Origin of the sequence: Pseudomonas sp. JV414 (genome assembly GCF_032424305.1) — a bacterium.
GTDB lineage: Bacteria > Pseudomonadota > Gammaproteobacteria > Pseudomonadales > Pseudomonadaceae > Aquipseudomonas > Aquipseudomonas lini.
Genome location: NZ_VYKC01000022.1, coordinates 420,551 through 445,696 on the forward strand (window position 1 = coordinate 420,551; position 25,146 = coordinate 445,696).

Here is a 25,146-nt window from a genome sequence, read left to right on the forward strand (position 1 = left end):
CGCGATTTTTTAGTGGTGAGCTGTTGTTGTGTAGAAGGTTAACTCGGGCTTAATATTTATAGGGTGGTGTGATGGATGCTATTTGGGCAATTACAACCTACTATAATCCGGCGTCCTACAAAGCCAGAAGACGTAATTACGAGTTATTTCGAAAGAACCTTGGTATCCCACTGCTAACAGTTGAGATGTCGACTGGGTGTTGTTTTGAGTTGACTTCGGAGGATGCGGAGATTTTAGTTAAAGTTTCGGGAGGAGCGTGCCTTTGGCAAAAAGAAAGGCTTCTTAATGTAGCGCTTGATCACCTGCCTCCAGAGGTTAAAAATGTTTGCTGGGTAGACTGTGATGTAATTTTTGAAGATCGTAATTGGGCTGTCGAAGTAGTTAGGGAACTGAAGTTATTTCATTTAGTTCAGTGTTTCACAGAGCTTGTCGATCTTCCAGAGGGCATTGATGATATAGCTGCTGCGCCTGTCGGGGGATGGGAGATAACCGGGAGGTCTATCGCTAGCCTTGAAAAGAGCGGTGAGTGGGTAGAAGAAGATTTTGTTCCATCGACTACCAGAAGATTTCGTCAGGGATTGTGCGGCCTTGCGTGGGCAGCACGCCGGAGCTTGCTTGAGCGCCATAGATTCTATGACGCGATGATTGTCGGAAGCGGAGATCGAGCGCTCGCTTGTGCTGCGGTAGGTCGACCCGACGATGCAATTATGACTGCTCGTATGAGTCCCGCCAGGGTCGAGCACTATTTGCGATGGGCAATACCTCTGCAGAAGGAAATTGATAGGGCGGTTGGAGTACGGTCCGGTCGTCTATTCCATCTGTGGCACGGAAGTATAGCTAACCGTCGATATCTTGAAAGGCACGAGATGTTGGCTTCACTGAACTTTGAGCCAGAGAGAGATCTAGTTGTGAGTCCGGGCGGCGCTTGGCAGTGGAACTCTAACGTCTCGTTAGAACTTCGCGAGGCGTTAGAGAATTATTTTTCCACACGACAGGAAGATGGCGCTATTCAGTCAATTAGATCCTGAGAAAGGGGGGTGGAATGAGTAGGGTCTATATGTTGCATGGGTGTTCTGATAATTGGCAGCCTGACGCGCAAAGCTCACGAAATTTCGTATCGGAAAGCACGCTAATTCGGCACCTAAAGTTTCGATCCGAGAAGTACGGTTGTCTGGGGTTGGATCATGATAGGGATATACTAACTATAGATGATTCAACAGAAGGAGCGGCGCGCGCTTGCGAGTTGGCGCGAGAGGCTGGGCACGAAGTAACACTATTTGTAAATGCTGCACAAATTATAAGCGGGCGCCAATATTGGTTTACGCAATTTGATTCGATTCTGGATTCTATTGGTGCTGATAGCATTGTGTTTCGTGGAGTAACATATTGGCTCTCTTCGAAAATGAGTATTCGTCATTTTCGCCTTGAGATAAAGAAGTTCATGGTAACACTCTGTGAAGAGAATACGGATGAAATTATAGGTGAGTTGAGATTAAAGCTGAAAAGCGATTCTGCAGATGTTCCAATTCATGGTCGAGTCCTTACGTTGGAGCGCCTTAAGTCACTTAGTGAGAGTGGTGTGAAGATAGAAAGTCATGGATGGGGGCATCGAGAGATTGCAAGTTGCAGTGATGATGAGCTTAAAAATGATTTGTATGAAACCAGTGAGTGGTTGAAGTCAGAGCTCTCTATTGAATCCACTCACTACGCCGTACCATATGGTATGTCATTTGTTCCAAGAAATATTGCATCGCAAATTCCAGGAAAAATCCTCCTTGCAAATCCGAACCTTCCATTAGGCGAGGTTTATGCTGGGCATTGGAATCGTTGTGATCTGACATCCGAGCTTCAGGGAGTCGCGAAATGAGGGTTTTCCATATTGTGACAAGTGAATTATTTCCCCAAAGGGGTGGGCTCGAAAAGTGGACGTTTGATCTTGCGATGATGCTTTCTTTAAGTGGACTTAAAGTTGTTATTTATACTTGTGGGGACGCCCCTCTCGCAAGCTATCATGGAAACTCGCCATTCGAAGTTGTGGATATAGTAACGCATCGTACTCCTTGGGAAGAGCCTCTTGTATCCTCCGGGTGGCAGGGCGATAGACTGGCAAATGAGCGTGCAAGACTAAATTTCATTTGTCTCAGAGAACAGGTAGCAAAAAGGGCTGAAAAGGCGACGTCAAATTTTATTTTATCTAATTTTGTTGTGGGGGTCGGATTCACGGCGCACCTCGTTGCTCAAGATTTATGCTTGCCGCATATAGTGACTGTTGTTGGTACGGATTATTCGCGAGGATTTAGAAATCCGAAAGAGCGCGCTATTTTCTATGAGGTCTGCTCTGCTGCTGTTTTTGTCGTTGGTAAAAGTTCTGAGCAAATTTTGGCAATAAAAAAAATACTTCCGGATTTGCCAAGTTCGGTGATTGAGACATCAATAGATATCCCGTGTGAAATGTGGCGCCATCACTTAAGGAAAAAAATACTAGTATTTTCAGATGCAGGGTTTTGCTACAAAAAAGGGACGGGGGTATTGATCGACGCGTTTGTAGAATTGCGTAAAAGTGGCATTGATTCGTCCTTAACGATTTGCGGTATAACTGAATCGAGCCAACTTGAATACTGGCAGGGTCGCTGCCAACTGCTCAGAGATGCTTTCGGTTCAGATGTGGATTTTCTTGGGTATTTGAATCATGTGCAAATAAAGGAAAGACTATATAGCTCTGATATTTACTGTTCGGCAACCCTAGGTGAAGGATCATCAGCCGCGCGTGCAACAGCACTTTGCATCGGAATCCCAATGGTCACTACAGCTTGTGGTGAGCTTGCAGGTGGTGCCGGGGCAGAGCACGTTAGAGTTGTGAGTGTTGGAGATGCGCAAGGTGTTTCGATGGAGTTGAAAAAGCTAGCGTTGGAAATTTTACAGGCAGGCTTTGATATAGATAATGCTTCTGTAAAAAAGTTTAGAGAAAGATTCTCGGCTGAAAGGGAGAAGAATAGCTGGATGGCCCTTATCGAGGAGTTGAGTAGTGAATATTAAAAAGCGCATACTGCTGTTTTGTCATGATGGATCCAGTCTTGGACACCTTCGTCGAATTTCACGGTTGGGCGCAGAGTTGCAAAAAGATTTCTCTGTTCTTATTCTGACGGGGATGCGGGAGGCGACCTGGATTTCACCAATTGAATGTGGCTTAGTAGTTATTCCATCCTGGTCTGGTATCGACGCTGCTCGTGCGGAACGCGCGGGTGGCAAGTGTTGGATAGAAATGTCAAGGTGCGATGCCGAACAGTTTAGGAGTAAGTTTATTTCCCAAACTGTAGATATTTTTTCCCCGGACTTGGTAATCGTGGATTATTTACCCTTTGGTCAGCACCGGGAATTAAGCCAGATGTTGTCCTCTTATGTAGGTAAGAAATTTTTTCTGCATAGGGGGATGTCTGATTCATCTGATGCGGCTATTCTGCGAGGAGGGGCGACACTAAAGTTTGGTGCGACTTACGATAAGATAATTGTTGCTTCGGACGAACGGCTAGTCGATCTCGCATTAGAAGATAATTATTGCGAACTTGCTTCGCAAAAAATTAGATATGTGGGATTTATTGCTCCGGATGTTGTGCCTAAGCGCTTTATAGGTGAACCGGTAGTTGTTTGCTCCGGTGGTGGTGGCTTCGGAGCCGAGAGGTTGATGCTTGCTTGCATTGAAGTCGCAGCTAGGTTGCCAAATACGAGTTTTAAAATTATTTTGGGGCCACGGTCGCGTATTGTGAGCACTCGACTGGAGGTTTCTGATAACTGCGAAGTTTATGATGTGTGTGAGGAATTGCCAGATTTTCACAGCTCGTCAGCCATAACGGTGACGACTGGTGGGTACAACTCGGTTATGGAAGCAGTTCGAGGCGGGGGGCATTTAATAGTGTGCCCGAATCAATCAGGTGATGATGATGAGCAAATTCGATTTGCTGATGCTATAGCTTCTCACTATCCCTTGACGCGAATTGATGATGTTGCTGAACTTGAGGGGGTCTTGAAAAGAGCTTTGTACAATTTTGAAACGAGGGGTAGAGCAGTTTTTCCTCTGAGGCTGAATGGACTGGCGTGTATTCGGGAATTGGTCTGGTCTGAGCTAACAGGATCACCAGGCTCTAGTGGTAATCATTTATAGCGCACTATTACTAAGATACTGCTGCGGGTCGCAGGCCTAATTTACAGTGGTCAGGAGTAGGTTATGAATAATTTACGGGCTTTAGAGGAGAAAATTAAAGGTGGCGCTGTAGTTGTCGGAGTTTACGGGCTAGGATACGCAGGGCTTCCGTTAGCTTTCTGCTTTTCTGAGGCTGGGATAAAAGTCATCGGCTTTGACAACGATGAATACAAAGTTAGTTGTCTCAACTCAGGCGAGAGCTACATCGGTCGGATCCCTTCGGCTAAGGTTGCTAGCGCGCTAGGGAAAACCTTTGAAGCTACTTGTGATTTTACTAGGACTCGTGAAGTAGATGCCATAATTATTTGTGTGCCAACCCCGCTGAACCAATACCATGAGCCCGATATAAGTTATATTGTAAATACTGTCGAAGCTATCATGCCCTACTTTCGTGAGGGTCAATTGCTTAGTCTCGAGAGTACGACATGGCCTGGTACAACCGATGAAATTCTCGCCGTACGGCTTCAAGCGGCTGGATTTCAACCTGGACAAAATTGTGCTTTGGTTTTTTCGCCCGAGCGGGAAGATCCGGGTAACCTCACTTTTGAATTACATAACATTCCGAAGGTTATAGGTGGCATCACACCAATCTGTTTAAGCTTAGGTAAAGCTCTATATGGATGTGCATTCACGGAGATGATTCCTGTAAGTAGTACTCGCACGGCAGAGATGAGTAAATTATTGGAGAATATTCATCGAGCTGTGAATATAGGATTGGTGAATGAGATGAAAATTGTTACTGACAAAATGGGTATAAATATTCAGGAAGTCATCCATGCAGCTGGCACCAAACCCTTTGGTTTTGTATCTTATATGCCGGGCCCGGGGGTAGGGGGGCACTGTATCCCAGTTGACCCTTTTTACCTTACTTGGAAGGCCCGAGCGTATGGTGTTAGAACTCGCTTCATCGAACTAGCAGGTGAGGTGAATCGTTATATGCCTCAGTGGGTGGTGCAGAAAGTCATTAGTTCTCTAAACGAGCGACATAAGCCAATAAACGGCAGCAGAATACTTGTGTTGGGCGTTGCCTATAAGAAAAATGTTGATGATACTCGTGAGTCGCCTTCGATTGAAATTTTGTCAATCCTGGCAAAAAGCCATGCCATAGTTCACTACTCGGATCCATATGTGCCTGATTTCCCGAAGAAAAGAAATTATAGTTTTGATCTTTGCTCGGTTGAATTAAGTTGTGAGAATATCAGAGGCTATGATTGTGTTGTTTTGGCTACGGATCATGATTTGTTCGACTATGATTTTATAGCGAGGCATGCTTCGCTAATTGTAGACACGAGAGGTAGATATAAGCAGGCATGCAATGTGGTCGCTGCATGAGCTATTCATGCAGTTGCTCACAGCTCTTGTGACGTCTTCGCCCCGGACGTCCTGCTGTATGGGCGATTGAGTACACCAGTCAGCACGAGTGGCACTGGCAGCCGTCGCTCCAAGCCCGCAGAGGCCGAACTGCGGGGCTCATCAGGTTGCAAAGACGCTGCGAGCTAATACACGGTCAGTGCTGATCGAACCTAGGGAGCAACCGCTTCCCTACTGCACTCAAGATGGTGTGTCTTCTAGCCCAGCGCATGCACTGACGCCAAGCCGAGGGCAATAGACAAGCCATTTACTTGAGTAATTGTGGGTACCTCTCTCACTCCCAAGTAGCACGACCACAGCTTCGTTGTACGGGGGAGGGTGCGCTGGTAGCAAAGGTTTAATTTTCCCAGTGTGGTTTGCTCAATGGAGCGACATGGGGACGAGCTGGCGCGGCGATGCTCACAAATCAAAGCCCATTTGAGGACAGTGACATTATCATTGACCGCAACAGTCAGTGTTCAATCAAAGTCGGATCACAGTAGGTATTACGTGATCTCTGGGCTCAGGTCACTTAGACGCCTAAGCAATCACAGGGTGGAGTAGGAGCTACGGGTCGAACCGGAGCAAGTGGAACGTCCGCTATTGGCCGATTCTGTTGAAAAAGTCGGCCATGGTTTGCGCATCAGAAAAGTACGCGCCCGAGATTAAAATCTTTACTTTTGGCAGAGGCTTCCGGACTCGGATTTCACGTAGTAGCGTGCAAAAAAGGCGTTTTCACCAGTCAATGATCAGGCAGTTTGGGCAGACCGACTTTTTCAACAGAATCGGCCGATAGTTGCCTATGAGGTGAACCGGACTGGTTAACCGAATTCACCTCGACATGACCTGTCGACGGGCCCTTGGTGTGTAGTCGGTTAACCGATGTCCAATTTCTTCAATCGAGCTAGGCCTTGTTTGATATGACCGGCGTTTTCACCAATGCTCCACAATGCGCCACGGACATTTCCGCCCACTTCCTGTGCCCCTTGCTCCTCGATCAGCAGGGTCAACTCCATAATGGCCGCCTCCAGAGCCTGCTGGTTTTCGAACAGCCTTTCCAGTACATCCGACAGTGAATAATCGCTTGGCATGGTGTCGATTCCTTTCGAGAAAGCCCAAGCATAGCAGTGACATTCTCGACCGCAATTTCACCAGCGCCAGGATGCAACGGCGGATGCAGGAAGTCGAATTGAGCACCAGCCGACAATGCGAAGATCAGAGTCCGCATTTGACCTGTATGACGAACTACTCAAGGGCGGCGATGGCGCGTCAACGAAAGTATAAGGAAGCTCTAGAAGATGAAGATGACTAGCCGGGGCGTACGTTGGTGGCGGCTCGAGCTACAGCGGTATGCGATGAAGACGAAAGGGGTTCAAATCCCTTACTCAGTTTTATCTTCAACGCAGCGGTCATGGGGGTTGGCTAGTTTGAGAAACTTCTAGCGCCATGTCTTGGATGCCAGTTCGGTATGTCATGGATTGGACCGACTTTCGTGTAAAGAATAGCTTTTCGGGAATATTCCTGCTTTTTTTTCTGCTTGATTTTTGCTACAGCAAGGACAATTTAGTTTTTATTACGCTGAAATATAAGTAAATTTTAATTAGGTCGGTCCAATCCATCATGGGGGCGACGGAGAGGCGGCGTGGCGCGGGAGGGCTCACGCCTCCCCCACGCCGATGTGCAACATTGATTACTCAGATGGCTCGACGTTATCCAGCGCCTGGTTCACCGCCAGCTCACCCAGCATGACCACTTGCGCGATGCCCAGCAGGGTTTTGCGGTGTGTCCCTTCCAGCAGCGCAGCAAAATCACCGAGCATAACCGTGGCCGATCCCAGCGTCTCGCTGGCGTTGGCCAGCAGCGATTCGGTGTCGGACTCTGGATTGACGAGATACATCGTGTTGGGTTTATACGGGGTTTTCATGATCTGAGCGGCCGGCTTGAGGTAGTGATCGAGGGCGCGTTCGGCGGCGTCGTGGAGCTTTTTTGAATCGAGTGATTCGTATGGGGATGCCGGGTCTATGACCGGCGGATTGGGTGTCAATTTGAACATATGCTGTATTCCTAAGTTGAGTGCCAACCCTTTTGCTACTAAACGAAAAGGGGTGGCAGCTGTACGCAGGTTAGTAGACCGGGGAATATCAGCAAAGCCGGCGCGCCCGAGGGCGCCCTACGTACAGCCACCATCAAATCCAGATATGGAAATACCTGTCTGATAGATGCACGTGCAGCCAATATTGCCACAGGCTACTAAACCCGATCACTGATGAGCAGTGACGCGAATCAAGTTACCTATGAGCTCCAAGGTGCACAAGCCGGCGGATTCTGGCGCACTCGTAGGCAACGACGCAAGGCGTTGTAGCCTTTGTGAAGTAACCGCGAGTGTCTTTAAACACCCATTTAAACGAGCGAGTTTCTTCGAAGAAAACAAGGAAATGTCTGACGTCTTTTTTATGGTTAGCCGTCGTGAGTGTGGCGTTCATGTACCGAATAAGCTGTAGGACGTTATCGCATCAGCACCGTGACGGAGCTGCTAGACACCCTTTCTGTGGGCGAGGGCATCAGTCGTGATGCGTTGCTGTTGCAGGACTTCGCGCGGGTGTTGGCGATTCCGCTGCGCGACGGCTGCGATTTGATGGATGTGATAGGGCGGCGCTGCAGGCGCAGGTGTAGTCGCCGCAATGAAGATGGGCGACCTGAAGAGATCGCCCATTTGCGTCATCTTCTGGAGCCTTCTGGGCAACACACCTTCATGACCCATCATTCAGGTCTATGTCACCTCAAGCATGAAGGATTAAACTGCTGCAGATTTTCTGCTTCCTAAACTCAAGGATGAAACATGATTCGACCCTCATTTTCTAGCGCGTGGGCGGCTTCTCAACGGATTTACGACACCATCAATCCATCTGAAAAAGTTGCGACAGTCATTGGCGGCAATGTTGCAATGAACATTAACAGCCGTGATCCGGCCTTAAGATGGGTCAACACGTGCGCGGTGCGTATGAGTTATATCCTCAATTACTCCGGTTCACTCATACCGCGAATAGTTGGCGAAACCGTGTCTGGCGCTGACAAGCGCTGGTACTTTTATCGCGTCAAAAGCCTGATTGCCTATCTGGAACAGCAATGGGGAAGTGCCGAGACGGTCAGATACCCGGCCGCAAATGGCGGCACACTGGCGGGTAGGAAGGGTCTTATTTTGTTTGAAGTTTCTGGCTGGTCGGACGCTCAGGGGCATGCCACTTTGTTTGACGGCAGAATGTGTTATGACCACTGCTATTTCAATGAGCCGGGTATGAACTATCAAACCGACCGCGCAAACTTCTGGAGTTTGTCTTGATGAAGTATTTGATTGCGGTCTTGGTACTGGCTTGGGCAGCCGCACCTTCCAACAGTTGGTCCAAGGATGATCCGACCAACTCGCCACAGGCAGGCGGGCGCACCTACGCGCAAAATTACAAGGATATGGTGCTGGCAGACTGCATCGCTACAGCCTACAAGAGCGAACCTGAAGCCGCCCAGGACGCCGGAAGCAGTGCCAGTGCGCTTATGGACTGGACCTATTTCGATCTGGAGCAAGCACCTCAAGCCGGTAGACCTCTGGTTGACCAGTTTCTGGCTCGTGATTATCGCAATCCACTGGTCGAATCAGAGCGTCAAGGTGTTCGCTTTGAGCTGCTCAAATGCCTGGACCTGTATCACAGCAAAGAGTTGGACAGCCAGGTCAAACAATTGGTCATCAATCCCCTGCATACCTATCGTCAGGACAACCTGCCACGACCCAAAAAGGATTGACCCTGCACCGTGATTGACAGTGAGTAGCCGTAACGATGATGGCAGCTGAATCAACGCTGTCGCTCAGCAATGCTTCATCAAGTTTGACGGGCTTTCGGTCTAGGATGATGACCTAAGATCGTGTCGCCACGCTTCCAGCCCACAGGGAACTGAAAATGATCTTGAACCTCTTCAAAGTCGTGATGATCTCCAGTGTTTTGCTCTTGAGCGCCTGTTCGGGCGTGAACACCAGCACCTGTTTTTCAGAAGCCTGCCAACAGTTTGATGGCCATAGCTCCAACAAGTTGAACCTTGGTGGGAGTGCCATCGGAAACAGCTTTAATGAATACAGCTCAGGGTTGCTGCACGATTAAAGGTGACGCAACGGCTGGGGTGTTTCCGCCGTTGCGTGAATTGCCTGATGCATCGCGTGTTCTGATTTTGGCGACTGCTGCGCAGCCGGACGCAGGCTTCGCCAGCTGCTACATGGAATGAGTAGCAGCGGGTTATTTCGCCTCTGGCACCGCTATCCACTGACCCAGAACTTTCTGATAATTCCCCGTCACCTTGGCCAGGTGCAACCACTGATCGACATACAACTTCCAACTAATGTCATCACGCGGCAACAGATAAGCCTTCTCGCCGTATTGCATGAACTGGGTCGGATTGACCGCACACAAACCCGGTTTGAGTTTCTGCTGATACAGCGCTTCCGAAGCATCGGTAATCATCACGTCAGCCTTCTTATCCAGCAGTTCCTGGAAGATGGTCACGTTGTCGTGAAGCTTCAATTGCGCCTTGGGCAAGAGGGCGTGAACGAAGGCTTCGTTAGTGCCGCCGGCCGGTTCGACCAGGCGAACCGAAGGTTGGTTGATTTGTTCGATGGTCTGGTATTGCGCCTGATTTTCGCAGCGCACCAACGGGATTTTGCCGTCGACGTCCAGCGTGGTGCTGAAGAAGGCTTTTTTCTGGCGTTCCAGCGTGACGGAGATGCCGCCGACGCCGATGTCGCATTTGCCCGCGAGCATGTCGGGCATCAGGGTTTTCCAGGTGGTCTGGACCCACTCAACCTTCACGCCCAGGCTGTCGGCCAGCGAGCGGGCCATGGCGATGTCGATCCCCGAGTATTCGCCGTCTTCACCTTTGAAGGTATAGGGTTTGTAGTCGCCGGTCGTGCAAACCCGCAGTTGGCCTTGTTGCAGGACGGTGTCGAGATGGGAAGGGCTTTGCTCTGCCTGAACGCCGCTGGCTAACGCGAGCAGGCCACAGAGCATCATTGTGCTTTTTATGGTTTTCATTGTTATCGGGCTTTTGTGATGGAGTGGGGTTCAAGCGGGAGTCAGTGTAGTGAAAGCGCTTCTCGACTGTCATCCACTGTCCCGATATCCCATTCACATCAGCGCATGATACGTGTCAGGCAAGGCCCAACACGTATCCCTTCACATTAGTTGTTTATCCACAAGCCAAGGACCTCGAACTCTTAAGATGCGCTTCAATCGAGTTGCTGGCAGAGTGGACTCTTACTCCCTTGAGTTTATCGAGTGGCGGCTCTTTCCAAAGTTTTGATGCGTCGATGGGAAGGACGACCTGAATAACAGTTCCTTGGGGCGGATCAGCAACAAAATCGAAGTCTTGAATGCCGTCAGGCGGGAACTGAATATAAACCCGTGGCTCCAGTCTCGGGTTTGTCCATCCAGCAGAACTCACAAGGCCAATTGCCGATATATGTAGCTGCGGTGGGCTTGATTTAAGTATTTTTAAGTCGACATCCACTACCTTCATTACTTCAGCCATTTTCGATCTCCTTTTCGATAAGTGCGCCGCTTTTTCACCTTGGCGCTTGGGTGTTGAACCCTCTGGCTTGAAATCTGGTGTGGTTAGACGCTAGTAAAGGCCCCTCATCCTGTCCACTGACTGCTATGGCCGGTCATCGGATGCTTTCATTCCCTACAGCGCACCCATTTCCGGGCTCAGCGTTCCTAGCCAGGCCACAAGCCCGATAATGACCACAGCCGCCACCAATTCCACCACCACACTGCGCCGCAACGCATTGGCGGCGGTGGTGTATTGCCCGTCCTGCAACGACCGCTCCAAAAACGGCCCAAGGTGAAACCGGTTCAACGCGGCGAGCACGAGCATGCCGGCAAACAGCACCACTTTGATGAACAGCAAAACCCCATAAGTGCTGAGAAAAACTTCATCCAGCTTCGGCCCGACGATGAACAGATAATTCACAACTCCCGTCACCGTGATGAGCACCACGATGACCGCGCCAATCACCTCAAATCGATTAACCGCGCGGGCCAACAACCGGATGCGCGCTTCGGTCTGCAGAGCATTAATTTTCGACATCAACGCAAACGCTACTAACGCTCCAAGCCAGGCTCCAGCCGCCAGCAGGTGCAGAATATCCACCACGAAATGCCAATAACGACGACTGCCTTCATCCATCGCCCCATGTCCGTTCCAGGCCAGGCTGGAGAGGGCGAGACCGCCGGCAAAAGCAACGACCCACAAGCTGAAGCCAGGCGCACGGAGCATCACCGCCAAACCGGCAGTCAGTAGCGCAACGATGCGAACCACACACGCCAACCCCACGTCCGTTTCAAGCACCATCATTTCGATATGCGGACGCAGCGCAGCGAAGTCCGATTCCCCGCTCATGGCGCTCACCATCATCACCATGCTCGCGACGGACAGCAGCGCACCCAGCACTGCCGTCCCCGCCAACATCGACCGGAACGGCAACACTGCGCCCGACATCCGTTCCTGCCCTTTAAGGCTGTACAAGCCAAAAAGCGCCACCCCGAACAACAGCATCAAATCCACATACAACGCAAAGCGCAGGGCAATGCTGACCGAGTCGCTCATCCATCACTTCACTTTGAACGTAACGTTGCCGGTGATCGGGTGAGTGTCCGAAGACACGGCGCGCCATTCGACTTTGTAGCTGCCGGTGGGCAATGGCGAAAGCGGGGTGATGACCATGGTTTTCGGGTCACTGCCGCCGGAGACTTTGGCTTTCATCGGCATGGGCGAGTGGGCCATGCCGGGCATTGCGGTCATGACCAGTTTGGCGCCGGAGAATTGGGTCACGAGGTTTTCGGAGAAGTGCAGTTCGATCTTGCTTGGCGCCGCGCCATCCGCGCCTTCCGCCGGGGTGGAGGAGAGCAGCTTCGGGTGGGCTTGAGCCAGTGCGCTCATGAGCAGCCCAATGGCAACAGCGGTAGTTTTAATCATGCGCATGCAAGGCCTCTTTCCGCTTTAAGCGGTTGGTTTTTAGGTTTTTGAGTTGAAGCGTTTAGAACCACAACCGAACGCCGACGACGAGGCGGGCTTCGCTGCGGTCCTCGCCTTCGTCCCTGGCGTAGTCGGCGGTTTTGCCGTAGGTGCGGTTCCAGGTCACGCCGATGTAGGGCGCGAATTCCCGGCGGATTTCATAGCGCAATCGCAGGCCGGCTTCGGTGTTGGAGAGCCCGGAGCCGATGCCCCGTTGCGGGTCGTTTTTGCCGTAGACGTTGAGCTCGGCGGTCGGCTGCAAAATCAGCCGGTTGGTGAGCAGGATGTCGTAGTCACCTTCCAGTCGTGCGGCGGTCTGGCCACCTTCGCCGATGAAGGCCGTGGCTTCGGCTTCGAAGTTGTACAGCGCCATGCCTTGCACGCCGAACGCGGCCCAGGTTTGCGGATCGCCGGGTTTGAAATCCTGGCGAACACCGGTCACCACGTCCCACCACGGGGAGATGGCGTGACCCCACAGGGCCTGAACTTCCGCGTCTTCGGTTTTGCCATTGACGCGTTCGCCTTCGGAGCGCAGCCACAGGCGATCGATGTCGCCGCCGATCCAGCCGGACAGATCCCACGCCAGAGCGCTGCCGTCGTCGGCGTCCTGCCATTCGAGTTTGTCGGCGAGGAAGTAATGGTTGAGCGCGGTGTCATGCACGGCGTGGCCGGAGGGGCTGACGTAGACGGCGGCGCGGTCGGCATCGGTCAATGCCGGGATCGGCGTGCGGCTTTGGGTCGGCGCGGCGGGCTGCATCTGCCCGTCGTCCATGCTCTGCATTTGACTGTGGTCCATGCTCTGCATTTGGCTGTGATCCATGCCCGGCATCTGGCTATGGTCCATGCCCTGCATGTCATCGGTAGCGGCCATGGCTGAAGAAACCGTAAAGCCAGCGAGCGCCAAAGCGAGGCGGGTAGAGCGAATCAGTCTGGTCATGGGTAGCGCCTCATTCTTCCACGCGAACTTCACGGAACATGCCCATTTCCATGTGGTACAGGAGATGGCAGTGATAGGCCCAGCGGCCGAGCGCATCGGCGGTGACCCGGTAGCTGCGCCGCGATCCCGGCGGCATGTCGATGGTGTGTTTGCGCACCATGAACTGGCCGTTCTCGTCTTCGAGGTCGCTCCACATGCCGTGCAGGTGAATGGGGTGAGTCATCATCGTATCGTTGACCAGGACGATGCGGATTCGCTCGCCGTACTTGAGGCGCAGCGGTTCGGCATCGGAGAATTTCACGCCGTCGAACGACCAGGCGAACTTCTCCATGTGGCCGGTCAGGTGCAACTCGATGGTGCGACCGGGCTCGCGGCCGTCAGGGTCTTCGAAGGTGCTGCGCAGGTCTGAGTAGGTCAGCACGCGGCGACCGTTGTCGCGCAGGCCAAGGCCTGGGTCGTCGAGTTTCGGCGAGGTGGTCATGGCTTGCATGTCCACCAGCGGGTTGTCTTTTTCCGTGTCGGGATGGGACTGCATGCCGGCCATGGCGCTGTGATCCATCCCCGCCATATCACCGTGATCCATCCCGCCCATGCCCATGTCATCCATGGTCACCAGAGGTCGCGGATCCAGCGGTGGCACCGGCGCCGACAACCCAGCCTTCGCCGCAAGGGTGCCGCGGGCAAATCCCGTTCGATCCATCGACTGGGCGAACAGGGTGTAGGCGTCCTGGGTCGGCTCGACGATCACATCGAACGTTTCCGCCACCGCGATGCGGAATTCGTCGACGCTCACCGGTTTGACGTGTTGGCCATCCGCCGCGACCACGGTCATTTTCAGGCCGGGGATGCGCACGTCGAAGTAGGTCATCGACGAGCCGTTGATGAAACGCAGTCGCAGTTTTTCTCCGGGGCGGAATACGCCTGTCCAGTTCATGTTCGGCGCCTGGCCGTTCATCAAGTAGGTGTAAGTGGTGCCGCTGACGTCCGCCAGATCGGTGGGGTTCATCTTCATCTCGGCCCACATCTTGCGATCGGCGACTGTCGAGCCCCAGCCTTTCTCGCTGACGTCGTGGATGAAATCGCCCACGGTGCGCTTGTGGTAGTTGTAGTAATCGGACTGCTTTTTCAGCGTCTTCATCAGGCCGACGGCGTCTTCGTCGGTCCAGTCGGTGAGCATCACTACATAGTCGCGGTCGTACTGGAACGGCTCCGGTTCCTTGGCGTCGATCACCAACGGCCCGTAAACCCCGGACTGTTCCTGAAAGCCGGAATGGCTGTGGTACCAGTAAGTGCCGTTCTGCCGGACCTTGAACTGGTAGACGTACATCCCGTCCGGCTCGATGCCGTGAAAGCTCAGGCCTGGCACGCCGTCCATGTTGGCGGGCAGCAAGATGCCGTGCCAGTGAATCGAGGTGCTGTCCTTGAGTTTGTTCTTCACCCGCAGCGTGACGGTGTCGCCTTCACGCCAGCGCAGCAGGGGGCCGGGAATGCCACCGTTGATGGTCATCGCCGTTCGAGGGTTGCCGGTGATGTTGACCGGGGTTTCGCCGATGAACAGGTCGAACTCGGTACCGGCCAGCACATTCGGTTCGCCAGGGCTGGTGACCGCCCAGACCGGCGTGCGCCACAGCCCGAGGCCAGCGAGGACTCCGCCAGCGGCGAGGCCCTTCACGAAGGTGCGTCTTGAGGTGTTGGAATGCATGCCGTTTTTTCCGTCCGTCAATCTGGTGAAGCCCTCAGGTCCATCCTGAGCGGAGGAAGAGAACTTCTATAAGAGGAGGCTAACGGGCGGCGCCTTTCAGCAGGCTGAGGCCAACATTACAGTTTTGACAGTTTCACACGGTATTCAATGACTTTTATTCGGCTTGGACGAGTCCGCCACGGTCGCGTTACCGCAATTGATATACGAAGAAGACTTCAACCAGCGTTGATCCGGATAGTAAGAAAACAACAGTTGCCCATCTTTCATCGAGTCGATCAACTGATGCGCAATCGCAGGCCTCACCGCCGGGCAACCCAGGCTTCTACCGATCCGGCCATTCGCCCGCGCCAAGTCAGGACTGACGTACGGCGCGCCATGAATAACGATCGCCCGCTCGAAAGCGTTGTCGTTGAAACCCGGCTCCAGACCTTCCATGCGCAACGAATAGCCGTTCTGCCCGACATAGCTGGACTGGGTTCGGTACAAACCCAGACTGGTGGCGAAGCTGGCATTACGGTTGGAGAACTGACGGGCCATGTTTTCGCCGCTGTTGCGACCGTGGGCGACCAGTTCATGGAACAACAATTTGCGTTGTTTAAGGTCGAACACCCAAAGACGCTGCGCGGTCGAGGGCAGGGAATAATCGATCACTGCTAGTCTTTGAGCCGGAGCCGCACTTTTGGCCCGGCTGCATTGGGAAGCGCGTACGGCCAGGGCAATTACCTTGGCGTTGGCATTGGGGGCCGCTTTGATCAGCGCGGCTTCAAGCGAATCGGCGTAGGCTGCCGGTAAGGTAAACGCGGTCAGCAACAGGGCCGTCATTAAAAAGCCGAAGCGGTCTAGGGCCATACGCAAGTCTCATCTGATTGTTTCGAGTCTAGCAGCGCGCACGACGCTAGCCGGTTGAAAACGGGAGATTAAGGATTATCCATGGGGCAGTTAACAAGGTTATTCGTCATAAGCCGCATATTTTTTATGGGCTTTCTGATAAGCGGCATGGCAATTGCGGAAACTTCGCCGATTGAGCCGCCATCTCCCGTTAGCGTGGTCGCGGAAGCAGCGCCTGGCGATTACGTTGGTCAGGCGATTCAAGCGGCATTGGCACCATTGAGTTCGGCCTTTCCACCATTGCTCACCTCGCCGCGTCATCAACGGGTCGACGTTAACCGAGCAGTGCTGGATTTTTATAGCCATCGTGGCTATCGCGCTGCCTGGACGGACGATGACGATGTCGTCCAGTTGTTGAAAAGTCTGAGCGAGACCGGGGTTGATGGCCTGGACCCCGAGGATTTTCGAATTGCCGAACTGGTCACGGCCAGAAACTCGATGCAGACAACTGCGCCAACTCCCGGGCAGCAGGCAGCTTTTGATATCTCGGCGACCCAGACGTTCATCACAGCGCTGCTGCAACTGCGGCGCGGCAAGGTTGACCCTTCGCGGCTGGACATCCATTGGAATTTCGACCCGCTCGGCATTGACCCTCGGGAGGACGTCAATCTTTTCTTCGCCGCCCTCGACAGCCATGACGTCGCGCGCGCGTTCGCCCAGGCGCCGCCACAAGAAGCGATTTATGGCACGTTGCGACAGGGCCTGGCGCAATTGCGCAGGGTTCGCGACAGTGGCGGCTGGCCAAAGATTCCAGGAGGGCAGACGCTCAGGCCGGGCATGGACGACGCTTCGGTCGCGCAGTTGCGAGCCCGTTTGGTGGCGGGTGGTTATCTGACCGCGAAAATGAACGCGCGCTCCGACTACGACGACACCGTCATGGCGGCGGTGAAGAAGTATCAGACCGAGCAATACCTCGGGGCGGATGGTGTGGCGGGTCCGGCGACACTCGCGGCGCTGAATGTGCCGGTCGAGGCACGAATCGATCAGGTCCGCGTGAACATGGAGCGGGCGCGGTGGCTGTTGTACAAACTTCAGGGCACCTTTGTCATCGTCGACATCGCCGGGTACAAGGTTTCGTTCTATCGCGATGGCAAGTTGACATGGCGCTCCCGGGTGCAGGTGGGCAAACCGTATCGCAGCACGCCAATTTTTCAATCGGAGATCACCTACGTCACGTTCAACCCGACCTGGACCGTGCCGCCGACCATTCTGGTCAAGGATATGCTGCCGAAGATTCGCAACAACCCTGGCTATCTTGATGCAAACCGGATTCGTGTGATCGATCGAGAAGGCAACGTGCTCGACCCGTTGACCGTGGATTGGGACAACCCGCGCGGCCTTACGCTGCGTCAGGATGCAGGGTCGGATAACTCGTTGGGGCAGGTGGTCATTCGCTTTCCCAATGACTATGCGATTTACCTGCACGACACACCGCATCGCGAGTTGTTTGCGCAATCCAATCGCGCGACCAGTTCCGGCTGTATTCGGGTAGAAAACCCGCTGCAGTTGGTGGAGCTGTTGTTCAACGACCCGGTTCGCTGGGACAGCGCAGGGATTCAAAAGCAGTTAGCCAACGGCAAGACGCAGAACATCAGGCTCCCGGTGAAAGTGCCGGTGCTGTTGGCTTATTGGACGGTGGACCTGAGCCTTGATGGGCGAGTGACGTTCAAGCCCGATGTGTATGGGTACGATAAGCCGGTGTTGCGGGCGCTGAATCTGCCTTCGGAGCGGCCAACGCTGGACGGGAGGCGAGCGGCGCCTCCCTCAATGGCGGTAGGGCAGAGCAAGTTGTAGACCCTTAGAGTTCCAACCCCTCTTGTACTACTGAGAGCAGATTGTGCTCCGTCAGCGCTACCGCATCCGGTTGTTGTATGGATTGCTCGATCGCCCGCAGCCACCACTGCGTTTCGCCGTGTTCGGTCACGGTTCGCAATAGGTGGGCGAGTTCTTTGTCTGCCGAGCGTATTTCGACTCGTCCGGCACCGTCGGCGGTGAAGCGAGCGACAGGATCGAAGGTGATGCTGTGATGGTTGCCTTCGATCAGCAGTTGGTCGATGGCGTAATCGTAACTCGCCCCGTCCGGAGCCCTCTCGAAAACGTGAGTGGAATTGCGTCGCAGCTTCAGGCCCACTTCGATCAGTGGCTGCAGCCAGGTTTCGATCTGGTGATACAGCTCATAGACCTGGGCAGGCCAGCTGTCGATGGCCTGATCGGCGATGGTCGCGTCGGCACTGGTTTGCCGGGATTGTTTCAGCTTCTCGGCGAGCTCGTCTGCTTTACTCATTTCGATTTCCTGTCGTGATGTCAGTTAATCGTAGCTCCTTCAAGGTCATGCGGTTTTGCCTTGCGTCATGCGATTGAAACACCCGCGTGACAAAACCATTCTTCGGCCCTTTACGGCCAAATCAATCATCCCAAGGAGTGGGTAATGAAGAAATTTTACGCAATCGTCGCGTTGATCGCGCTGACCTTCGGCAACATCGGCCTGAGCAGCGCCCGCGAAACCCAGAGCAGTAAAGTCCAGGCGGAATCGGTTGCAGGGGTGTTCGATTACTACCTGTTGACGCTCTCTTGGTCGCCGACCTTCTGCCTGACTCACAAAGACGATGCGCAATGCTCCGGTAAAGGCTACGGCTTCGTGCTTCACGGTCTCTGGCCGCAATACGCCAAGGGTGGCTGGCCGGAGTCTTGCCCACCGAGGGTGACCTTGTCGCCGGCGGAAAACGCCAAGGGCCTGACCTTGTTCCCGACCCAGAAGCTGCTCAATCACGAATGGGCCAAGCACGGCACGTGCAGCGGCCTCGGTGCCATGGGTTACCTGGACGCGTCCGACAAGGCGCTTGGTGCGGTCAAGATCCCGCAGAAGCTGCAACCGTTCAGCAGCTCGTATTACTTTGAAGCCCAGGAAATCGCGCAGATGTTTCGCCAAAGCAACCCCGGGATCCCAGCCAATGGCATTGCCGTGATTTGCAATGGCCCGGAGTTGTCGGAAGTACGGGTGTGCATGGGCAAGGACCTGGGGTTCGGCGCGTGCGGGAAGGGCGTGAAGACGCAATGCCGGGCGGGGGATATTCGGGTTCCGCCTTCGCGGTGATGGGTTGGCTGTCGGTACGGTCCTGAAAAAAATGGGGCGTCCTTAGGGGCCGATTCCAGTCAGTCAAGGTGCGTAAACCTGCGGGAGCGGGCTTGCTCGCGAAGACGGCGGCACAGTCAACATTGAAGTCGCCTGAGACACCGCTTTCGCGAGCAAGCCCGCTCCCACAGGTTCCACATCTTAACTGGCATTATTTCGCTGATTGACTTTGTTCTACAGGCAGCCCAAGCGCCACCAGTTCCTCGCGCAATTGTTCCGGGCTGAAGAACTGAACCGCATGAAATCCCGTCCGGCGTGCTCCCGCAATATTCGGCGCATGATCATCGATGAACACCGCGCGGCGGCTATCAACGTCAAACCGCGATAGCAGTAACTGAAAAATCTCCGGCGAAGGTTTGATAATCCCCTCGGCACCCGATACCAGAATGCCTTCGAATCGCTGCAAGAACTCAAAGCGTTCAAGGGCAATCGGAAAGGTTTCGGCGGACCAGTTGGTCAGTGCCAATAACCGCACGCCTTTGGCATGCAGTTCATCGAGGATGTGCACCGTCTCTTCTATGGCGCCATCGAGCATTTCTACCCAGCGCTCGCGGTAGGCGCGAATCAAGGCCTCCTGGGACGGATGTCGGGCGATGGCTTCCTCAATCGCCTCCTGCCAGGTTCTGCCTTGGTCCTGTTGTTCGTTCCAGGCGGTATGGCAGACCTCTGACAGGAAAGTTTCCATGGCCTCCAGGTCTTCACCGAACAGCTTTCGGTAAAGGTTTCTGGGGTTCCAGCGAATAAGGACATTACCGAGATCGAACACAACGGTGTCAATGGGGGCAGAGTGGTGCGCAGCGCTCATGTTTTTCCTCCTTGGGTAAACGGGCCGGGGTAGGCGCGACAGCCGATATCGAAGCGTTCGATAGGCTCCTGAGGTTTTTCATCCTAGCAGAGACGGTTTTTGTATTTCACTCGCGCGGGTACTTGGTCTCTGTAAAACTGGCGCAATTGCCCCGCACAACCCCGTAGAGTAAGCTCAAAAAGAATAAGGGTTTTGGGCCTTTGCCCATGCCTTACCCTTTCAGGACTCGCTTTTGCCTATCCCCATTCCCGATCCGCACCACGCGCCCGAGGGTGCCTTGAAGCGGCTGCCCCTGCTCAAAGCCGCGGTGCTGTTTATTGCGGCGGTGTGCCTCTGCCTCTGTGGGCTGCTTTACCTGCAACTGGAGCAGTCGCGTCGGCATGACCTGGCGTTGGCCGAGGTGTCATCATCGAACCTGACTCGGGCCATGGCGCAGCAGGCCGAAGACACGTTCATGAAAGCCGATCTGGTGCTGACCAGTCTGGTGGACTGGATTGAGGCTGAGGGTTTCGACGTTGCCCAGACGCCACGCTTGCAGAAAACCTTCGCGCGGCGGGTGCAGGCGTTGCATCAATTGCACGGGATATTTCTGTTCGACAAGCGGGGGCAATGGGTCGTGACGTCGTTCGAAAATCTGCCCCGTGGCCCAGGTGTAGCGGACCGCGAATATTTCAGGTTTCACCAGCAGAACGTATCGTCCCAGGCACACATCGGCCCGGCGATTCGCAGTCGGGAGAATGGCGAATGGATCATTCCGGTTTCCAGGCGGGTAAACGATCAGGACGGCAATTTCCAGGGCGTGTTGCTGGCCGGGATCAAGATGTCGTACTTCGATCAGTTCTTCAAAAGCTTCAGCCTCGATAACAATGGCACGATGTTTTTGGCGTTGGCCGATGGAACACTGCTGGCGCGACGGCCGTTTGTGGAATCGCAGATCGGCACGTCATTGGCTCAGGGCGAGATTTTTCAAACACTCTTGCCCAGTGCGACATCGGGCAACGCCATGATCGGCTCGGTGGTGGATGGCATCGTCCGGTTGTATGGCTACCGTCAGCTCGATGCCTATCCCGTGGTGGTCGCGGCGGCATCTTCCGAAGACGCGATCTTCAAGGACTGGTACGACACGGCGATTCGATCCAGTGTGATCGTCGCTCTGGTCGTCCTTGGCGTGGGGTTGTTCGGTTGGATGTTCATTCATCAGGTGCGCGCGGGCGAGCGCATTGAGGCGGATTTGCGCGAGGCGCAGAAAACCCTGGAATTGATCGCCACCCACGACAGCCTGACCGGGTTGGCCAACCGTCGATTGTTCGAGCGGGCGCTGGAGATCGAGTTCGGGCGCGGTGCCCGGCGGTCGAGTCCGCTGAGCCTGATCATGCTCGATATCGATTATTTCAAGCGCTATAACGACGCCTACGGTCATGTGGCGGGGGACCATTGCCTGGCCGAAGTGGCGCGGGCATTGAAGAGTTGCTGTCACCGCAATGCCGATCTGGCGGTGCGCTACGGCGGTGAAGAGTTCGCGGTGTTGCTGCCGGACACCGACGTTCATGGTGCGCTGACGATCGCCGAGCAGATCCGCCGCAGCGTCATGGACAAGAACATCATCCACAGCGGCTCACCCACGGGCTACGTGACGGTCAGCCTTGGCTGTTATTCGTTTGTGCCGACAGGGCACGACAGCACCGAAATGTTGATCAAGCGCGCGGATGCGGCGTTGTACCAGGCCAAGCATTCGGGGCGAAATCGTTCGGCGGTGCTGTCCATGGAGGGGGGCGTCGAGGCACTGATGCGCTCGGACCGCTGAAACTTTCCTCCATGGGGGGCAACCTGTAGGAGCCAGGCTTGCCGGCGAAGGCGTCCTTGAGAGTACCTTCGCCGGCAAGCCTGGCTCCTACAGGTCCGATATTGGTGTCATGGATTGCTTTTATGCGTCGAACTACCCGTCCCACCGCCAGCACCGCCAGTGCCACCTCCGGCAGACCCCGTTCCGCCTCCAGCACCCGAACCGGAGCCGCTGGCCCCGCCATCGGTGCCCGTGCCGCTGCTTCCATGGGTGTCCGAACTTGTCCCGCCCGCAGGCGAGCCGGGGAGGGTGTCGGGTGGCATCGTCGAGCTGCTGATGCCGCCGGACGTGGTGCCGGTGGCGTCCGCGCCATCTCCGGACGCCGCAAAAATGTTGGCAGATGCCCCGGCCAACAGCCCGGCCAATAACAGTGAGGTGATTCTGATGTTCATCAGGGTACGTATCCACAAAATGAGCCGTTATCTGATATTGGTGCGGTGGCGAGGCGGTTGGTGCCGGTTGGATGACAAGTGGTGGGGCGGGATGGCACGGAGCCTGGGTTCTTCAAGTGCGGCAATGACTTGCGTTATTCAGGGGCGATGACCGAGCATGGCTGCTATGGTCAGTGGAGAGCCTGGCTGTCATGACGACAGACCAGACCCCGCCGGCCTCACCCGATAAGGCGATCGATTGACAGGAAACAAGTGCATGGATTTGACCGCCATTACCACCGCTGCACCTGCGCGTCATACACCGATTACCCGCAACCTGATGTTCGTCATCGGCCTGCTGTTTGTAGTTGGGGTGTTGATCGCGCTGATGGCCCTGTTCAGCATTGCCGCACGGCTCGATGCTCAGGATCTGAGCAAAACCACGTTCTACACGCAACGCGCACTTGAGAACCGCATCACCGCCTCGAAAAACTACATTGCCAGTTACGCCAACTGGACGACCGCCTACGACCATCTGAACGACAAGGTCGATGTGCAGTGGGCCTACGTCGATCAGAACGTGGGTAAAACCCTGTTCACTATCGATCATTACGATGGCGTTTTCGTGATCGATCGTCAGCGAACCAAATACGCCATAGTGCGCGGGCTTCAGGTGCAGGGCGAAGCGACGGCCTATCTGTCGACGTCGATGGCGAGCCTCATAGAGGAGGTTCAGAGCCAGGAGAGCCTCATCGAGCCTGTCAGCCGGTACACCTTGTTCGAAGGCAAACCGGCGTTGTTGACGGCGGCCGCGATCGTGCCCAATGACGAACGCCCGGCGGTCGATCCCAAGAGCACCTCAGTGCTGATATATGTCGATCAATTGAACCCTGAAAAGCTCAATACCTTGAGTGCCGATTACGGGTTGAATGATTTGAGCCTGACGGCCGACGACGGCATTGTTCCTGGTCAGCCAGCTGTGGCTCTGACCGGCACCGGTTACAGCCTGGTCTCCCGACTTGAGCGGCCGGGTCACCAATTGCTCTGGTCGCTGCTGCCGCCCCTGGGTGGAGCGCTGTTGATTCTGGCGTTGTTGACGGCGTACTTTTTTCGATATGTCCTGCGCACGTCCGGGCATGTGGACGCCAGTTACACCAGTCTCGACTTGTCGAACCAGGCGCTGGAGGCCAGTGAAGAGCGTTTTCGTGCAGTGGCCGAGGCCGCGTCCGACTGGATCTGGGAAATCGACGACCAACATTGCATCACCTATCTGTCGGGGCGCTTCAGCACCGTCACCGGATTTTCCGATCAGCAATGGTTGGGGCAGAACATCGGGCAACTGCTCAACTGCGACACAACGCCCTTGTCGCTATGGCTGAACAAACTTGATGAAGAGCAAGCCGTCAGCCACTTGCGCTGCTCTTACCGCGATCAGTCGGGGCAACAACGGGTGTGCCGGGTGTCGGCGCGACCGATCCAGCGCAAGGGCGCGGTACTGGGTTTTCGCGGGACGGCCAGCGACATCACCGATGAAGTCGCCGCCCATGCGCAGATCCAGCATCTGTCGCTGCACGACGCACTGACTGGCTTGCCGAACCGCAACAAGCTGGCACGCTACCTTGAAGACGCGCTGGCACTGAAAGAGCAATCGGCGGCGTTGACGTTGTTGATGATCGACCTGGATAACTTCAAGCCGATCAACGATTCCCTCGGCCACCCGGCCGGCGATGCGGTATTGCTGGAAGTGGCGATCCGTTTGCGCGAGTGTACGCGGGACATCGATCTGGTTGCCCGATTGGGTGGCGACGAGTTCGTGCTGGTGCTCCACGGCATGGACAGCCACGCAGAAATCGACCGGTTCTGCGAGCGCTTGCTCGACAGCCTGCATCAACCGATTAATTACGATCATCACACGCTGCACATCGGTGCGAGCATCGGTATCGCCCTGAGTCGGCGCCAGGGGCATCTTCCGGAGGAGCTGATTCGCTGTGCCGATATCGCGTTGTATCAGGCCAAGTCCAATGGCAAGAAGACCTGGTGCTACTTTGCGGCGCACATGAACGATCAGATCCAGCACCGCCGACAACTGGAAAGCGACCTGCGTCAGGCGATCAAGAACAACGAATTCGTGATGCATTACCAGCCGCGTTATCACGTCGATGGCAAGCAGATCGTCTCGGTCGAAGCGCTGCTGCGCTGGCAGCATCCGGTGCAAGGCTTGTTGAACCCCGACGCGTTTATTCCATTGGCCGAGCAGACCGATCTGATCGTGCCATTAGGGCGCTGGGTGTTGCGCGAGGCGTGCGAGACGGCCCTGACCTGGCCGGGCGCGATGATGGTGTCGGTCAACTTGTCGCCGGTGCAGTTTGCCCGTAGCGATGTGATTGAGGATGTCCGGGAGGCGTTGATCCAGAGCCGATTGCCCGCCAGTCGACTGGAACTGGAGATCACGGAAAACGTGATGCTCATCGACGTCGATGGCGCCTTGGCGACCATGAATGCGCTCAAGGAGTTGGGCGTACGACTGAACATGGACGACTTCGGCACCGGTTATTCTTCGCTGGGTTACCTGCGCACGTACCCGTTCGACGGGATCAAGATCGACAAGCGCTTCATTGCGTCCATGAGCAATGGCAGCAACGATCGCGCCGTGGTGCAGGCGATCATCAACCTGGGCAAGGCCATGGGCCTGACCGTCACCGCAGAGGGCGTCGAGACACTGGAGCAACTGGACTTCCTGATCTCGGACCAGTGCCATGAAGTGCAGGGGTTCTACCTCAGTCGGCCGGTGGACAAGTATGCTCTGCTGCCGTTGCTCAAGGCATCAAGGGATGATTTTCCGCCGCAGGGCACGCACCTTTAGTCG

Annotated in this window: 24 protein-coding genes; 12 read left to right on the forward strand and 12 right to left on the reverse strand. The window is 54.7% G+C overall.

The genetic code is table 11. The features are described from left to right. Positions 1 to 71 precede the first annotated feature (71 nt). The 5 genes from F6R97_RS25880 to F6R97_RS25900 all read left to right on the forward strand — a co-directional run bounded on the left by F6R97_RS25880 (position 72) and on the right by F6R97_RS25900 (position 5,530). On the forward strand, positions 72 to 1,028 hold the full coding sequence (locus F6R97_RS25880) for a hypothetical protein (protein WP_315867305.1): 957 nt from the start codon (positions 72 to 74) through the stop codon (positions 1,026 to 1,028). Between the two features lie 14 nt (positions 1,029 to 1,042). Then, complete coding sequence (locus F6R97_RS25885; protein ID WP_315867306.1) at positions 1,043 to 1,867, forward strand: polysaccharide deacetylase family protein; 825 nt, start codon at positions 1,043 to 1,045, stop codon at positions 1,865 to 1,867. Continuing rightward, positions 1,864 to 3,036, forward strand: a complete 1,173-nt coding sequence (locus F6R97_RS25890) for a glycosyltransferase (protein ID WP_315867307.1) — start codon at positions 1,864 to 1,866, stop codon at positions 3,034 to 3,036. The genes F6R97_RS25885 and F6R97_RS25890 overlap by 4 nt, the downstream gene beginning before the upstream one ends. Further along, positions 3,026 to 4,159 (forward strand): glycosyltransferase, encoded by a 1,134-nt coding sequence (locus F6R97_RS25895; RefSeq protein ID WP_315867308.1) that lies wholly within the window; start codon positions 3,026 to 3,028, stop codon positions 4,157 to 4,159. Before F6R97_RS25890 ends, F6R97_RS25895 begins: the two co-directional genes overlap by 11 nt. Positions 4,160 to 4,222: 63 nt before the next feature. Beyond that, a complete protein-coding gene (locus F6R97_RS25900; protein ID WP_315867309.1) occupies positions 4,223 to 5,530 on the forward strand; it encodes a nucleotide sugar dehydrogenase in 1,308 nt (435 codons plus the stop codon). 893 nt (positions 5,531 to 6,423) lie between these two features. On the opposite strand, the gene F6R97_RS25905 is transcribed toward F6R97_RS25900, so the two are convergent. Continuing rightward, positions 6,424 to 6,639 (reverse strand): hypothetical protein, encoded by a 216-nt coding sequence (locus F6R97_RS25905; RefSeq protein ID WP_315867310.1) that lies wholly within the window; start codon positions 6,637 to 6,639, stop codon positions 6,424 to 6,426. 599 nt (positions 6,640 to 7,238) lie between these two features. Continuing rightward, complete coding sequence (locus tag F6R97_RS25910) at positions 7,239 to 7,601, reverse strand: DUF6124 family protein (protein WP_315867311.1); 363 nt, start codon at positions 7,599 to 7,601, stop codon at positions 7,239 to 7,241. Between the two features lie 786 nt (positions 7,602 to 8,387). Here F6R97_RS25910 and F6R97_RS25915 point away from each other — a divergent pair. The 3 genes from F6R97_RS25915 to F6R97_RS25925 all read left to right on the forward strand — a co-directional run bounded on the left by F6R97_RS25915 (position 8,388) and on the right by F6R97_RS25925 (position 9,696). Beyond that, the gene (locus tag F6R97_RS25915; RefSeq protein WP_258621202.1) at positions 8,388 to 8,888 is read left to right on the forward strand and encodes a type VI secretion system amidase effector protein Tae4; all 501 of its coding nucleotides are present in this window, start codon (positions 8,388 to 8,390) and stop codon (positions 8,886 to 8,888) included. Beyond that, on the forward strand, positions 8,888 to 9,343 hold the full coding sequence (locus tag F6R97_RS25920) for a type VI secretion system amidase immunity protein Tai4 (RefSeq protein ID WP_315867312.1): 456 nt from the start codon (positions 8,888 to 8,890) through the stop codon (positions 9,341 to 9,343). Before F6R97_RS25915 ends, F6R97_RS25920 begins: the two co-directional genes overlap by 1 nt. A gap of 155 nt (positions 9,344 to 9,498) precedes the next feature. Next, complete coding sequence (locus F6R97_RS25925; protein ID WP_038980046.1) at positions 9,499 to 9,696, forward strand: hypothetical protein; 198 nt, start codon at positions 9,499 to 9,501, stop codon at positions 9,694 to 9,696. A gap of 132 nt (positions 9,697 to 9,828) precedes the next feature. On the opposite strand, the gene F6R97_RS25930 is transcribed toward F6R97_RS25925, so the two are convergent. From F6R97_RS25930 to F6R97_RS25960, 7 genes are all read right to left on the reverse strand, one after another. Then, positions 9,829 to 10,620 (reverse strand): transporter substrate-binding domain-containing protein, encoded by a 792-nt coding sequence (locus F6R97_RS25930; RefSeq protein WP_315867313.1) that lies wholly within the window; start codon positions 10,618 to 10,620, stop codon positions 9,829 to 9,831. A gap of 154 nt (positions 10,621 to 10,774) precedes the next feature. Beyond that, entirely contained in the window at positions 10,775 to 11,116 is a 342-nt protein-coding gene (locus F6R97_RS25935; RefSeq protein WP_315867314.1) for a hypothetical protein, read from the reverse strand. 153 nt (positions 11,117 to 11,269) lie between these two features. Continuing rightward, positions 11,270 to 12,193: a copper homeostasis membrane protein CopD gene (gene copD, locus F6R97_RS25940; protein WP_315867315.1), complete on the reverse strand. Its 924-nt coding sequence runs from the start codon at positions 12,191 to 12,193 to the stop codon at positions 11,270 to 11,272. 3 nt (positions 12,194 to 12,196) lie between these two features. Beyond that, the gene (gene copC / locus F6R97_RS25945) at positions 12,197 to 12,568 is read right to left on the reverse strand and encodes a copper homeostasis periplasmic binding protein CopC (protein WP_038980050.1); all 372 of its coding nucleotides are present in this window, start codon (positions 12,566 to 12,568) and stop codon (positions 12,197 to 12,199) included. A 55-nt stretch (positions 12,569 to 12,623) separates the two neighbouring features. After that, positions 12,624 to 13,538 (reverse strand): copper resistance protein B, encoded by a 915-nt coding sequence (locus F6R97_RS25950; RefSeq protein WP_315867316.1) that lies wholly within the window; start codon positions 13,536 to 13,538, stop codon positions 12,624 to 12,626. 10 nt (positions 13,539 to 13,548) lie between these two features. Then, on the reverse strand, positions 13,549 to 15,240 hold the full coding sequence (locus F6R97_RS25955; RefSeq protein WP_050682449.1) for a copper resistance system multicopper oxidase: 1,692 nt from the start codon (positions 15,238 to 15,240) through the stop codon (positions 13,549 to 13,551). 144 nt (positions 15,241 to 15,384) lie between these two features. Further along, a complete protein-coding gene (locus tag F6R97_RS25960) occupies positions 15,385 to 16,089 on the reverse strand; it encodes a murein L,D-transpeptidase catalytic domain family protein (RefSeq protein ID WP_038980053.1) in 705 nt (234 codons plus the stop codon). Positions 16,090 to 16,170: 81 nt separating this feature from the next. Between F6R97_RS25960 and F6R97_RS25965 the strand changes: the two genes are divergently transcribed. Continuing rightward, positions 16,171 to 17,922: a murein L,D-transpeptidase gene (locus tag F6R97_RS25965; protein WP_038980054.1), complete on the forward strand. Its 1,752-nt coding sequence runs from the start codon at positions 16,171 to 16,173 to the stop codon at positions 17,920 to 17,922. Positions 17,923 to 17,926: 4 nt separating this feature from the next. Here F6R97_RS25965 and F6R97_RS25970 read toward each other — a convergent pair whose 3' ends face one another. After that, positions 17,927 to 18,412 (reverse strand): hypothetical protein, encoded by a 486-nt coding sequence (locus tag F6R97_RS25970; RefSeq protein ID WP_038980055.1) that lies wholly within the window; start codon positions 18,410 to 18,412, stop codon positions 17,927 to 17,929. Positions 18,413 to 18,556: 144 nt separating this feature from the next. On the opposite strand from F6R97_RS25970, the gene F6R97_RS25975 reads away from it, so the two are divergent. Then, on the forward strand, positions 18,557 to 19,222 hold the full coding sequence (locus F6R97_RS25975) for a ribonuclease T2 (protein WP_038980056.1): 666 nt from the start codon (positions 18,557 to 18,559) through the stop codon (positions 19,220 to 19,222). A gap of 190 nt (positions 19,223 to 19,412) precedes the next feature. On the opposite strand, the gene F6R97_RS25980 is transcribed toward F6R97_RS25975, so the two are convergent. Further along, on the reverse strand, positions 19,413 to 20,066 hold the full coding sequence (locus tag F6R97_RS25980) for an HAD family hydrolase (RefSeq protein WP_038980057.1): 654 nt from the start codon (positions 20,064 to 20,066) through the stop codon (positions 19,413 to 19,415). 232 nt (positions 20,067 to 20,298) lie between these two features. On the opposite strand from F6R97_RS25980, the gene F6R97_RS25985 reads away from it, so the two are divergent. Continuing rightward, a complete protein-coding gene (locus tag F6R97_RS25985) occupies positions 20,299 to 21,870 on the forward strand; it encodes a sensor domain-containing diguanylate cyclase (protein WP_038980058.1) in 1,572 nt (523 codons plus the stop codon). Positions 21,871 to 21,977: 107 nt separating this feature from the next. Here the strand turns inward: F6R97_RS25985 and F6R97_RS25990 are convergent, their stop codons facing one another. Then, on the reverse strand, positions 21,978 to 22,301 hold the full coding sequence (locus tag F6R97_RS25990) for a hypothetical protein (protein ID WP_409999810.1): 324 nt from the start codon (positions 22,299 to 22,301) through the stop codon (positions 21,978 to 21,980). Positions 22,302 to 22,557: 256 nt separating this feature from the next. On the opposite strand from F6R97_RS25990, the gene F6R97_RS25995 reads away from it, so the two are divergent. Further along, positions 22,558 to 25,143, forward strand: coding sequence for an EAL domain-containing protein (locus F6R97_RS25995; protein ID WP_315867317.1), 2,586 nt, complete (start codon positions 22,558 to 22,560; stop codon positions 25,141 to 25,143). The last annotated feature ends 3 nt before the right edge of the window (positions 25,144 to 25,146 follow it).